Origin of the sequence: Lysinibacillus xylanilyticus, from assembly GCF_001708185.1 — a bacterium.
Classification (GTDB): domain Bacteria; phylum Bacillota; class Bacilli; order Bacillales_A; family Planococcaceae; genus Lysinibacillus; species Lysinibacillus xylanilyticus_A.
On sequence record NZ_MDDN01000006.1, the window covers coordinates 84,975 to 99,054 of the forward strand.

The 14,080-nt window shown below is 36.2% G+C and carries 8 protein-coding genes; 5 read left to right on the forward strand and 3 right to left on the reverse strand.

Annotation, left to right across the window (positions count from 1 at the left end; genetic code table 11):
- Window positions 1-23: 23 nt before the first annotated feature.
- Window positions 24-1,367, forward strand: coding sequence for an arsenic transporter (locus BFJ97_RS13495; protein ID WP_068985174.1), 1,344 nt, complete (start codon window positions 24-26; stop codon window positions 1,365-1,367).
- A gap of 545 nt (window positions 1,368-1,912) precedes the next feature.
- On the opposite strand, the gene BFJ97_RS13500 is transcribed toward BFJ97_RS13495, so the two are convergent.
- Complete coding sequence (locus tag BFJ97_RS13500) at window positions 1,913-3,619, reverse strand: methyl-accepting chemotaxis protein (protein WP_068985175.1); 1,707 nt, start codon at window positions 3,617-3,619, stop codon at window positions 1,913-1,915.
- Between the two features lie 1,343 nt (window positions 3,620-4,962).
- Here BFJ97_RS13500 and BFJ97_RS13505 point away from each other — a divergent pair.
- Both BFJ97_RS13505 and BFJ97_RS13510 read left to right on the forward strand, forming a co-directional pair.
- Window positions 4,963-7,566, forward strand: a complete 2,604-nt coding sequence (locus BFJ97_RS13505) for a Cna B-type domain-containing protein (protein ID WP_083227041.1) — start codon at window positions 4,963-4,965, stop codon at window positions 7,564-7,566.
- A 446-nt stretch (window positions 7,567-8,012) separates the two neighbouring features.
- Complete coding sequence (locus tag BFJ97_RS13510; protein WP_068985177.1) at window positions 8,013-8,561, forward strand: RNA polymerase sigma factor; 549 nt, start codon at window positions 8,013-8,015, stop codon at window positions 8,559-8,561.
- A gap of 240 nt (window positions 8,562-8,801) precedes the next feature.
- On the opposite strand, the gene BFJ97_RS13515 is transcribed toward BFJ97_RS13510, so the two are convergent.
- Window positions 8,802-10,745, reverse strand: coding sequence for a helix-turn-helix domain-containing protein (locus BFJ97_RS13515; protein WP_068985178.1), 1,944 nt, complete (start codon window positions 10,743-10,745; stop codon window positions 8,802-8,804).
- 132 nt (window positions 10,746-10,877) lie between these two features.
- Between BFJ97_RS13515 and BFJ97_RS13520 the strand changes: the two genes are divergently transcribed.
- Window positions 10,878-12,104 carry an MFS transporter gene (locus BFJ97_RS13520; RefSeq protein ID WP_068985179.1) on the forward strand — a complete coding sequence of 409 codons (1,227 nt, stop codon included), beginning with the start codon at window positions 10,878-10,880 and terminating at the stop codon, window positions 12,102-12,104.
- A gap of 2 nt (window positions 12,105-12,106) precedes the next feature.
- Entirely contained in the window at window positions 12,107-13,489 is a 1,383-nt protein-coding gene (locus BFJ97_RS13525) for an amidohydrolase (RefSeq protein WP_068985180.1), read from the forward strand.
- A 131-nt stretch (window positions 13,490-13,620) separates the two neighbouring features.
- Here BFJ97_RS13525 and BFJ97_RS13530 read toward each other — a convergent pair whose 3' ends face one another.
- Window positions 13,621-14,058, reverse strand: coding sequence for a MarR family winged helix-turn-helix transcriptional regulator (locus tag BFJ97_RS13530; RefSeq protein ID WP_068985181.1), 438 nt, complete (start codon window positions 14,056-14,058; stop codon window positions 13,621-13,623).
- Window positions 14,059-14,080: the final 22 nt, after the last annotated feature.

Consider the following 14,080-nt stretch of genomic DNA (forward strand, 5'->3'; position numbering starts at 1 on the left):
AACTGCTTGAAGGTGAAAATACTATGCAAATATTTGAGGTAATAACAATACTTACATTTTTAGTTACTCTTGGTTTCATTTTTTGGAGACCTAGAAATATGAATGAAGCGATTCCTGCATTGGTTGGCGCGATTATTGTAATACTTTGCGGTAGTGTGACCATGACAGATCTCGTCACAATTTTACAAACCATCAGTGATGCTGCGATTACCATCATGGCTACAATTGTCATGGCGATTGTATTAGAAAGCTTTGGGTTCTTTAACTGGGTTGCAGAGCTTCTTGCTGAAAAAGCAAATGGGTCTGGCATTCGATTATTCTGGTATGTCAATCTCTTATGCTTTCTCATGACACTATTCGTTAATAATGACGGTAGTATTTTAATCGCAATACCAATATTAATAATGTTATTAAACAATATGGGATTAGAAAATCATCAAAAGATTCCATATTTACTTTCTGGAGGTTTAATTGCAACAGCATCCAGTGCTCCAATCGGGGTAAGTAATATCGTAAATCTAATTGCATTAAAAATTGTCGATATGACTTTGTATTCACATACAGCAATGATGTTTGTCCCTGCAACAATCGGTTTATTGCTACTAGTTGGCTTACTGTTTTTATACTTCAAAAAGAACATACCTAAAACTGTTCCTATAAATGTAGCAGGGATGTCACTTCCTTCTTATCATCCACTCAAACAAATTGCTTTAGGACAATCGAGGCAAAAGCGTACTAGGTTTATGCTAAACGTACTTCTATTTGTATTTTGTGTTCGGTTAAGTCTGTTCTTCGCCTCGTTTTTAGGAATTCCAATTTCTATTATGGCGGTGATTGGATCCCTCGTTCTTTTAGGGTGGAGATGGGCTTATTTAAAAATACCTCCAGGTGATATGCTGAAAAAAACACCTTGGTATATTATCGTTTTCGCATTTGGTATGTATGTCATCATCTATGGTCTCAATAATATTGGCTTAACGGAATGGTTAATTCAATTTATGCACCCACTGGTTTCAGAAAACCTACTCAACACAAGCGTCTTAATGGGCGTACTACTTTCAGTACTTTCTAATATCTTTAATAACCATCCGGCACTTATGGTTGGAACGATTACGTTAACTAATATGGGGCTAGACCCTATTTCCTTGAAAGTTGCATATTTAGCAAACATTATTGGAAGTGACATAGGTGCGCTGTTACTTCCTATGGGTACCCTTGCAACACTAATGTGGATGCACATCTTAAGGAAAGGTAAGGTGAAAATCACATGGTGGGAATATATTAAAGTTACGATTATTGTGATTCCACCTACAGTCATCTTTACATTAGTTATTTTATATTATTGGGTAACGTGGCTCTTTTATTAACACTGTGGAATAGATGACCTAAATTTAATAGAGGATTATCCGAGAAAATTGTTCTAACATTACAATTTATTCGTTATTAATCGAAGATAATTTTTTTAATAGTTGAGAGAAATAGCCACTTTAATTTGTAAATCAACGGTTCTTTAGAATCAGCTTTTTAAGCTTATACAATTGTGGTAAAAAGGTGACTTTAACTCATGCGTTAGTTCTGAGTATTAATAGAGAGAGTCTACGATTTTCGTAGACTCTCTTCTACATAGCGTCAACTCGTAATGTTTTGTGTAACCATTTGAAATGGATGGAAAAAATTTTTTTCATAGATTCAGGAAAGAACAAGGTGATGAAGGAAATTAATAAGGGCGTATTGGCGCCTCAGCTTTTACATAAAAAACATCCTATACAAAACGAAAAAGGATTAAGTCCGGTTCAACACCGAACTTAATCCTTACAGATTTTTTTAAAAGATAGGGGATCACTTCAAAATGAAGTGATCCCTAATCGTTAGTGACAAATTGTACAAAGAGGTACTGCATTTAGAAATCATATTAAACACGGAATTGAGCTGCCAAGTCTCTTAGCTCTTCAGCCAAGCTTGCTAGTGAATAAGCAGATGATGAAATTTCCTCCATTGCTGCCATTTGTTCTTCGGACGAAGCAGAAATACTCTCAGTGCCAGCAGTAGTAGATCTAGTTATAGAGTGGATTGCATTCATACTACCAACAATTTCTTCAGTTCCTGCGGCCATTTGCTCAACCGCTGCAGATACTTCTTCTACCTGCATCGTAACATTTTGAATGGCATCTTGAATGGAAGCAAAAGTTGTACGTGTATTTTCTGTTGTTTTAATCCCTTCATTAACTCCCGTTGTTACTAACTTCATTGATTCAACGGCCTTTTGAGTATCTTTCTGCGTCTCTGAAATCAACACTTCAATTTGGTTTGAAGAAATAGCGGACTGTTCTGCTAATTTTCTAACCTCATCTGCAACGACAGCGAAGCCCTTCCCATGCTCGCCAGCACGTGCGGCTTCAATTGCGGCGTTCAAGGCAAGGAGATTTGTTTGTTCAGCAATTGCTGTAATTGAATCAATAATTTGACCGATTTCATTTGAACGTTTTCCTAACACGTCGACAACTTCTGATAAGCCATTTACTCGTTCTGTGATGTCCATCATTTGTTGATTCATTTGATTCGCGGCATCTATACCATGTATTACTAGAGATAAAGAATCACCTGAAAGTTCGGTTACAGCTTGAGCATTCCCAGCTACTTGTTGTACACCTGTTGAAAGCTCATTAACGGTATTGACGGTGTTAGAGACATTGTTTAGTTGCTCTACTGAACCATGAGCGATCGTTTCCATCGTATTTGCAACCATCTCTGTTGCTTTCGTAGTTTCAGCTGCATTAGCATTCAATTCTTCAGATGCTGCGGCTACATGATTAGCAGTTTCAGTCACTTTTGTTACGGTAGTACGAATATTATTAAGCATCGAATTAAATGAAAGGGTTAATTGACCAATTTCATCTTTGGATGAATAGGTACCTTGTACAGTCAAATCTCCATCGCCTGCTTTTAACATGTTAGCCTGCAACTCTTTAACCGGATTTACAATTAAACGGCTAATCCATGTTGCCAATGCAATAAAGAAAATAATGGCTATAACAGTGAGAATGGCAGAAATGAGCATAGTAGTGTATAGACTTTGTTCATTTGCTTTATTCAACTGTTCAGCATCATCAGAACATATAATCATTAGTTCACGTGCATCATTTGCCACTTTCTCACGAAAATCCTGTATAGATGTAGTGTATAAAGAATAAGCTTCCTCGTTTCGGTTTTTACTAGCCAAATCAACGACCTCTGTCATAGTACTAAAATAACCGTCAAGATTAGATTGAATAGATTCTAACAGTTTTCGTTCATCTTCATTTCCGCTGTAAGAGTCTTTGAATTGTACAATTGATTCTTCAATATTTTGAGATCTTTCTGTGACGTTCGCTTGTAGCTCGGTATTACGTTTAGTATCCATAGTAATCATAAGCTCTAAAACGAAAGAATCCATCGCACGAATGTCAGTTCGAATTTGACCGAGATATTGGATTGGCAAAAGTGACTCTTCGTACATATCCTTAGTTCTTTTTGCCATATCGTTAATATAATAAAAACCTCCACCCGAAATAATTAGCAAAAAAATAACAGCAGACGTAATAAGTGTTAGGATTTTCTGTTTAATTGAAAAGTTTTTCATATGTATTACCTCCCTTGTCTCAACTATCTTCCAAATTCCTTATTATTATTGTGGTATATACTAATAACTTTGGATATATTGAGTAATTTAGATTATGTAATAATATACTACATCTAAGCTATTAATAAGAGAAGAAAAAATTTAAAAAATATAAAATAAGTATTAATTATTTGAAAAAAAACCCTGATAGTAGTTTTTAAGTAGTGAACATAAAGTGCTATGTTTGAAGTTAGTAAATTGTCATTTATAAGAAGTAGTATAGAAAACATACATATTTTGTTATGGAAAATTAAAGGAAATAAGTCCTGGGTAGTCTTTGTGATATTTATAATAGTCCCTTATTAGCGCGCTTTTTTAATTGAAAAGACTGTTTTGTGCAAGGGGTATATCTGTAACATTAAATTGTTTATTGAGTAATAGATTCGTGATGAGAGATGGGGGAGAAGATCATGAACAACCAGCGTCAATTGTAAATAATCGTTTAGGTATGTTGAGCTTTTTTTATCATGGGGTGACCATTCCTTCCATTTATACAGCATTTTATGTTTTGTGCGGATTAAGGGAACAACAGACACAATAATTACGGACGACACCTATGTTTTTGTTAAATAAGAATGAAGTCAATGAATTAAAGTAAGAAGAGTTTATGCTGATAATAACTTCAAAAGTCAATGAATGGCCTACAAGCGCAAATCCAAGAACACCTTTAATAGGGTGTTCTTTTTATTTTAGCTAATGGATTCCATTGAGAAGATTAAATCCAAAAGAACGGAGGGTGTGAATTACTACATGTATTAAAGGAATGGTAGTGAGAATACACCTAGAGGACACTTTTGTAAATTGTTGTAATTAACATTGTGAAGGGAGTGTGGGCGTTGTTTTATTTATAAGAAAAAAATCTGTCGAAAAATATAATTTAATGTAAAAAAACTTTTGGCACAGTTTGTATTTATTGTAAAAGAAAAATATGGTTCTATTAACATTTTTTAATTCCTTAAAATGGATTTTATTAAGGTTTGCGAAATTAATAAAAATACTAGTTTCTAAATATTTTTTATAAAATGGTACTATAGTAATGTTTTGGGAATCCTTAAAATATTTTTCAATTCTTTAGTCTTATGTTATATTACTTTAGGTGCTTTTTGGTTTATGTTATTGAGAGTTTACTCACCTACGAGATTTTGTTAGGTTCTATATCGATAGTAAAAAGGTCTGTAAAGTTATCCTTTCACTAAAATCCAAAGCAAGAAATTTTTACTGAAATAATATGAATCATATAAAGTTTAGCGATAATAGGGAATCTACATACGATACTCTGAAATTCAAACAGGAGGTTTATAAACATGCATGCCAAGAAATTATTTCCATTATTATTATGTTTTGTAGTCGTACTATTTCAAACAATAGTACCCAATGTAGGAAAAGCAGATGAACTAAACAATACAATGCTTATTGATAGTGCGCAAATTACAAAAACAGATTTAACATACGGAGAACAAACAGGAGTCCGTGTAACCTTTAGTGAAAAGCCTAATCTGAAATTAAAATCAGGCGATACAATTACGATGACATTACCACCTGAATTAAGAGGTTTTAATGCGAATATTAAACTAGATGATTACGGTTCGTGTAATGTGACTGGCGAACAAGTTGTGTGTACGTTCAATAGTAAAGTAGATGAACGTAAAAATATTAAAGGTTTCTTTGAATTTACTATTCAAGCAACAAACGTAGAATCTGGAAGTTCAAAAACGATTAATACGAACTTTGGTACAAGTTTAAGTAAGCAAGCTGTCAAAATTACGCATCCAGCTAGTAGCGGTTCTTCGCCAGGAATCTTCTTCTATAAAACAGGAGATATTCAGCCAAATAATTCAGATGAAGTTCGTTGGTTCCTAAACTTCAACTTAAAGAAGGAATATCTTGATAGTGATATCGTGTTACAAGATACTTCAAAAGGTGGTCAACAAATTCAGAAAGATAGTTTCTATATCCAAACAAGTGGTCATTTAGGTGATCGTCAATTCACACCTGATGAGTTTTATAGGAATGGGCTTGGATATGTGAGTATTACGAGTGATAATTCATTTAATGTAGTAATTTATCGTGGGTATGCAAGTGGTTCTTCGTTCACTGTAGGTTATAAAACAACTATTACAGCTCAAGGGTTAAATGAAGAATATTTGAAGAATGGATATGATTTGAATTACAAAGTTAACAATCAACAGCCAGTACACGAGCAAAAAGAGGCTCAAGTAAAAAACATTTCAGCTAATGGTGGGGCTGTAGGAGATTTACCAGCTAAAGGTACATTAAGAATACTGAAATATATAGATGATCATAAAGAACAAGTCATTCCAGGTGTTCAATTTAAAGTTTTCACATCAGGTGGTCAACAAATTGGCGATTTTACAACCAATGACAAAGGAATTGTAGAAGTACCAAACTTGAAAGCTGGTGAGTACTATGTACAAGAAGTATCAGCTCCTGAATATGTAACATTTGACGCGAGTAAGAAAATTCCATTTACAATAGACGAGGATGCTGCAAAAGGTATTGAATTACCGATTTCTAATAGTTTGAAAAAAACTTCGATTGAGGGAACGAAAACTTGGAGCAACGATCGTGAACAAGATCGCCCTTCAGAAATCAAAGTAGATTTACTCAAAGATGGAGAGGTTATTGTTACAAAAACCGTAACAGCAGACAATGGTTGGAAATATCAATTCGATCAATTAGACCAATACACAGTAGAAGGTAAAGAAATCCAATATGCTGTAAAAGAGCAATCTGTAGAGGGATATGAGTCTAAAGTTAATGGTTATGATATTTTAAATACAAAAATAGAAAAACCAGTGGATCCAAGTGAAAAACCAGTGGATCCAAGTGAAAAACCGGTGGATCCAAGTGAAAAACCAGTGGATCCAAGTGAAAAACCAGTGGACCCAAGTGAAAAACCGGTGGACCCAAGTGAAAAACCAGTGGACCCAAGTGAAAAACCAGTGGATTCAAGTGAAAAACCAGTGGACCCAAGTGAAAAACCAGTGGACCCAAGTGAAAAACCAGTGGAACCAAGTGAAAAACCAGTGGATCCAAGTGAAAAACCGGTAGAGCCGAGTGAAAAACCAGTGGACCCAAGTGAAAAACCAGTGGACCCAAGTGAAAAACCGGTAGAGCCGAGTGAAAAACCAGTGGAACCAAGTGAAAAACCAGTGGATCCAAGTGAAAAACCGGTAGAGCCGAGTGAAAAACCAGTGGACCCAAGTGAAAAACCGGTAGAGCCGAGTGAAAAACCAGTAGATCCAAGTGAAAAACCAGTAGATCCAAGTGAAAAACCAGTAGTTCCAAGTGAAAAACCAGTGGAGCCGAGTGAAAAACCAGTAGTTCCAAGTGAAAAACCAGTGGAGCCGAGTGAAAAACCAGTAGCTCCAAGTGAAAAACCGGTGGAGCCGAGTGAAAAACCGGTGGAGCCGAGTGAAAAACCAGTGGAGCCGAGTGAAAAACCAGTAGTTCCAAGTGAAAAACCAGTGGCCCCAAGTGAAAAAGTGGTAGAGCCAAGTGAAAAACCGATGGCTCCGGGTGAAAAACCGGTAGAGCCGAGTGAAAAACCTGTGGAACAAAGTGAAAAAACGAAAGACTCTGAAGATGCAGGTAAGGTAGAAGAGGAACAAATAACTCCAGAGAAACCAGAACAATCGGTGGAACAGAGTAAAAAACCGAAAGACTCAGGAAATACGGCTAAGGAAGTAGAAAAGCCATCAGTAGAAGAGCATGTCAACAATGTTGTTCAAAATCAAAAAGTTGACCAAGAGGAGCAACAAACTCCAAATAAAGCTGAACGCTTACCTCAAACAGGGGAAAGTAACACAACTTTATATCAAGTACTTGGTTTAATCTTAGTAGCTTTAGCATGCTTGTTATTACGACGTAGCAGAAAAGAAATTTAAAATATAAACCCCCTGTTTTGAACGAACAGGGGGTTTGTTATGTCGAAAAAGTTCTTATTTGTGAATACTGTTTCGGGACCACCAGTTTAATATGAACGGACACTAGTGAGCGGATTTAGGGCAGCATCATCAGAGCAACCCGATTTAAATGATGGGAGGAATCAAACGATAATCCTTCATTTATTTCCATAAATATCTGAATTTTTAGTTAGGTAATTTAAGTAAATACTATTGGGAATACAATAAAAAAGTAGCAGAGGAGGCGTGCTGAGTAGCTTTTCTTTGAGAAAGTAATATAGTAGTAAAACAATTTTTACGAATATTACAAGTGAAAGGATTTAAGCTTACACGATTGTAATGTAATTGAAAGCCAATACGATAGAGTGTAATACATTATTTTGCGAGAATGTGTATAGAAGCAAGAACAAGAAGCGGAGGAATACACAATGAATGAAAAATTAGAAGGCGTATATGAGGAATACAATCGTTATATATATCATTTATGTTTAAAACTTACTCGCAATAATATTGAAGCTGAAGATTTAATGCAAGAAGTATGGGTAAAAGTTGTGCGCTATGAGGATAGCGTTGCCGAGGTGGAGCATATTAAAGCTTGGCTAACAACAATTACAATGAATACATTTAGAGATCGCTATCGTAAAAAAGTACGACGTAGTAAATACATGATGAACCAACCTGAAACATTAGACGTACCGATTTTAGATTTGGTTCCCAATAATGATATTTCGACTGAAGAAAAAATTGAAAAAGATGTTGTTACTAAATTAGTACAGGATAAAATGGAGCAATTAGATGGGATCTATCGTAAAACATTATGGTATTTTTACATAGACCAATACTCACTTGCTGAAATCTCATCTATAATGAAAGTTTCAATTGGTACTGTGAAATCTCGTTTATTCCGTGCTAAAGCTCGTTTGAAAGAAATGCTTATGGCTGATGTTTCAATTGTAGAGTCTGTGCTACCAGCATGATAACATGCATTGGTCGCACTAAACTAATTACTTAGACGGAAGTATATGTTCGACCAATCCGATAAAAGATGCATTGCAAAATTATGTTGCAATGCATCTTTTTTTGAATTTTATTACCAGTAAAACGGGGTACATCGCTGATAAAAGTGCCGAAATCGCTGATAAACTACCGAACATCGCTGATAAAAGTGCCGAAATCGCTGATAAACCACCGAACATCGCCGGTGGAACCTCAAACTTTCACTCACTTAAATGCAGGGCTAAATGAATCTCTAAATAATGTGCTGGATTGTGTAAATCACGATTTAACAATTGTTTAATTTTCTCAAGTCGGTGGTATAGCGTATTTTGATGAATGTGTAAGGTAGAAGCCGTTTTTGAAATAGAACGATTTTGATGAATATAACAACGAAGTGTTTTAAGTAAAGTTTCATCCTTTTGCTTGTATAACGGAGCTAATATATCATGAACGAATTGTCCAAGCTCTTCTTCGCCTTGCTTGTTGAATAATCGATTAATACCTAGCTCTTCATAACAAATAATGGTTACCTCGTCTTCTTTGTTTGCTTGGCGCGTAGCTTGTTGAAGTGCTTGCTGACTTTCTTCGGCGCTCTGAGCAACATTTAACAAATGATCCTGTATAGCTCCTATGCCTATTGCCACCTGTTGATGATAAAACTGAACCCAACTAATAATAGCCTGCGTTAATTGTTGTTTTATTTTGTGACGAAATGCCGTATCTCCTTGTAATACCCAAACGATTGTTTCGCGTAGTGTAAATATAAAATGCTGCCCTTTAAAATATTGCTGTACATGTTGAATAAATTGCATACTATTTTTATGAGAAAATTGTTTCAGTCCAAATTTTACGACGAATGTTGGTTTCTTAATATCGAGTCCTAATTCATCATAACGAGAATCAACTAGAGGGGCACGTCCAGAGATAAGCTGTTGAAAAAGCTCGAAACGTTCTTTAAAATTCGTTTGTCCTGTCGCTTGTATTTGTAGTGATTTTAAAGTTAAGCTCATCGCGGCGTTTTCAATAATCATACGTTGTTGGCTCGTCAATTTCTCCAACTGCTGAATAATTAAGTAACCGAAAATTTCTCTTTCATTTCGGATTGGGAAAATATAGCCTATATCCATTAATTGTTCCTCTTGAATTGTTGCTAGCTTGTTCATTTTTTCTAACTGTAAAAATGTTTTACGATCGGCTAAATTTACAAATTGTATGTCTAATTGTAATAATTCCTTCGTCGTTTGAATGATTTTCATTTCTTGTACATTTTGCAAAGATAGTTTAATAAAGATTTGGTGAATTTCATGTTGCTTTATAAAATAAGCATTTAACCGTTCTATTTCTTCATATGCCTCCGCATTTCTTATAGCAACGGCCGCCTGCGATGCGAAGCTTTCTAGAAGTCTTAGATCACTTTGTTGAAAAGCACGTTTATTTGTATATTGATGAACAATCATCACACCGAGTTTTCTTTCGTGAAAGGTAATAGGAACAGCCATCGATGTATTATTCTCGATTCTTCCTAAATGTACAGCTTCCATTAATGCGTCTAGATTGAATTTTGTAACATTGCTCATAATCTCTAATGTTTCTTGATAGTTGTAAATGGCTGATACGCCTGTGTGGAATGTATAACCTGCCATTCCCTCGCCTAATTGGGGAGCGTAATCAAAGATGCGCTCTGTCACACCCGCACTTGCTACTGTATATAAACGCTCCATTTCAGGGTTGAATAACATTAAAAATCCACGATCAATTACTGGAATAGCTAGAATGGAAAAATCCATGATGGTCTGCAACAGCGTTTTTATTTTCAAAGTTGAATTCATTACTCCTATAAGCTGCATAATGGCTAATTTCTGCTCACGCTGCTGTATGAGAATTTTCTGATAAAAGGTCTTTTCTAGCTGCAAAACTAAAAATTGCTCATCATAACCAGTAAAGTCCCCAAAGATGATACCTTGTACAATGTACTCATTTGGCTCTGGTATGTATATCGTTGCACTAAAGCGTTGCTGTTGTTTATCCCAATGTACTCCTTTTAGATTGGGGTTAATATCACAAGGTCGACCATAAAATAAAGACCATTCCTTTGTTGCGCTATAAATATAAAAGCTACAATTTTCATCGTTCAATACAATTTCTTCATGTTCCCCTAGAGACATCGTTATTTCGACTCCTTTCACTAAATTTCGGAATATATTCTAATGATCTTTTATAAACATTGTAAGATATTCTAATGATATCGTCCTTTATTTATCTTAATATTTAGATAATTTAATGAAAGGAGTGGAGTTATGAATGTCGAACTAAAAAACCGCAGTAATTTAATTTTAGGCGTTTTATTCTTTGGATGGATGGTTTCATATATTGACAGAACTGCTATCAGCTTAGCTTTAATTAATATTGGTAATGACCTATCCTTAACAGCCACTGAACTAGGATTTGTTTTAAGTGCGTTCTTCTTTGGATATGCTGTGATGCAAATTCCTGGTGGATGGCTAACGGATAAGTACGGAGCGATTAAATTATTAATTGGTGCCGTTATTTTTTGGTCAGTTTTCACTGCATTTACGGGATTGGCTTGGTCACTCACTTCACTACTCTTAATTCGGTTTTTATTTGGTATTGGAGAAGGCGGATATCCTGCTGCAAGTACAAAAGCAATCTCTATATATTTTCAGAAAGAACAACGTACAAAGGCTCAAGCGACAATGATGTCATCCAATATGATAGGTAGTGCTATCGCTCCTATTATTTGTGCACCTCTATTATTGGTAATGGATTGGCGCAATGTATTTTTCTTAATTTCTGGTTTAGGACTTCTTTTTGTAATCGCTCTTTTGTGGAGTACGAAAAATGCACAAACATCTATATCAGAGGAGCGAAAGGAGAGCGAAGAGAAGGGCTCTTTTGGCAAAGTATTAAAAAATACTTATTTAATGCGTGTACTTCTTATTTTCTTCTTTATTAATATAGCAAACTGGGGATTGAGCTCATGGATGCCAACGTATTTAATGAAAGTGCATGGTCTTGATTTAAAAAATGTCGGATTCATCGCCGCTATACCAGCCATTTTCGCAGCTATTGGAATGATTATAAGTGGGCGTATCATCTCAAAGATAGGAGGGCGCTCGAAATATGGCGTGATTTTCGGAGCGGTTGTGCTAGCTGTTTGTTTGTATCTCATGTCTACAGCCGCTTCTGCAGCACTAGCTATTACGTATCAATCAATCGCCTTTATATTCGTATCTTTTATGTCCTCGTTTATATTTACAACACCACATCGTGTCGTCAATCAACAAAATGTTGGGACAGCTTTTGGCGTAGTAAATTTTGGTGGTCAAGCAGCCGGCATTATTTCGCCAATAATTATGGGTTATTTAATTAATGTATCAGGTGGTTCTTTTAAAACATCATTTATATTTTTAGCCATTATGTGTGTAATTGCTGCTGTAATTGCTGTTACTTTACCAGTTAATCATCAGCAACAAACAAAAATAAAATCTGTGGAGGGATACTAACTATGAAACGGCATTTATTTGATTGGATGCAACAACATGAAGAAACTTTCAGTCATATGGCAAAGCAAATTTGGGACAATCCTCAGCTAGGCTATGAAGAAACATTTGCTTCTGTACTGCAACAAGATTTTTTGAGAAAAGAAGGATTTGATATTGTTACTCCGATTGGTGATGTAGAAACAGCCTTTTATGCACAGTGGGGATCAGGTAGTCCAATTATTGGAATTTTAGGAGAGTTTGATGCGCTTCCAGGATTATCGCAGCAAGTCAGTTCATTATATTCGCCTGTGGAGGAAGGGGCACCAGGGCATGGCTGTGGTCACAATTTATTAGGAACGGCTGGAGTAGAAGTTGTAGTTGCCTTAAAAGAAGTGATGAAGCTTAACAATTTACAAGGAACGATTCGCTATTACGGATGCCCAGCAGAGGAATTGTTATCAGGAAAATCGTATATGGCACGGGCAGGTGTTTTTGATGATTTAGATGTAGTCTATACGTGGCATCCATTCACGTTTAACATGACAGCGAATTTCTCTATGCAAGCACTCACTGCCATTGAATTTTATTTTTCAGGTAGGACTGCACATGCTGCTGGTGCACCACATCTAGGGAGAAGTGCACTTGATGCTGTTGAATTGACGAATGTCGGAGCCAATTATTTACGGGAGCACGTGCCAGACGGTTCTCGTATTCATTATCAAATTACAAATGGAGGCTTAGCACCGAATATTGTTCCAGATAAAGCAAGTGTCTATTATTTCCTACGCGGAGCAAATCGTGATGCTGTTAAAGATTTAGAGCGCAGACTCATTAAGGTGGCAAAAGGGGCAGCGATGATGACAGAAACAGAAGTGCATTGGGGGATTAAGGCAGGGTGTTATGATACTTTACCAAATCTCACTTTAAATGAGCAAATGTTGGCACAGTGGAACGAACTACAGCCATTATCTTTTACAGAGGATGAGCTTGCTTTTGCAAAGTCGTTACAGGCTTCATTAGATCCTTCTGTTCTTGCAGGTGCTGCCCAACAATCTTTTGTACCAAATGAAATAAGTAAAGAGGTATTGGTGGAGCAGGTATTTCATTTTCCACAAACGTTTCGCCAATCCATGCAAGGTTCTAGCGATTTAGGGGACGTTTCGTGGATTGCGCCCCTTGGTCAGGTATTTACAACCTGTGCTCCTCATGGGGTCCAAGTGCATACTTGGCAAGCGACTGCTGCTTTTGGATCTTCAATTGGCATGAAGGGGATGCATTATGCTGCAAAAGCAATGGCAGGAGCTGCGCTTGATTCCTTACTAAATCCTGCTGTTATTCAAAAAGCGAAAGAAGAATTTATGAATTTAAGAGCTGGGAAACAGTATGAATGTGGTATTCCGGAATAAGTAAAAGCAAATTCTGGTTTAAAACTAAGCGTCTAGAAATAGTTGGGGTGGAGGGTAGTCACCCATAATTTGGCCAAATGAAAAACACCTTTAAAAGTTAGATATATGTCTAACTTTTAAAGGTGTTACTCTTACCGAGTAGATTCATTGTTAAGTAATTTTGCAAAAATCTCACGTAATGTTTGTATTTCCTCAGCTGAGAGCATACCAAACATATTGTTGAGAATTTCGCTAACTTGTTGACGGGATTTTTCCAAAATGTCTTTGCCATCAGGTGTAATGATCAATTGAAATGCTCTTCGATCTGTGGCATGTTGTGTTTTTTCAATAAAGCCAGCATTAATGAGCTTACTTGTTAAAACAGTGACGCCACCTGTTGTAACCTTTAACCGATCAGCAATGGCAGAAGGGCGTTTTGGTCCCTCCTGCGATAGGTAGTCTAAAATTAAAATATGGGATTTTGAAAAGCCGAGTACATTTTGATTATTCCACTCGTTTGCCCACTTACGCTCAATAGAAGAAACTACTTCAAACAACGAGGTAAGGGTTATTTGTTTTTCTTGATCCATATAAGGTCATCTCCAAAACTGT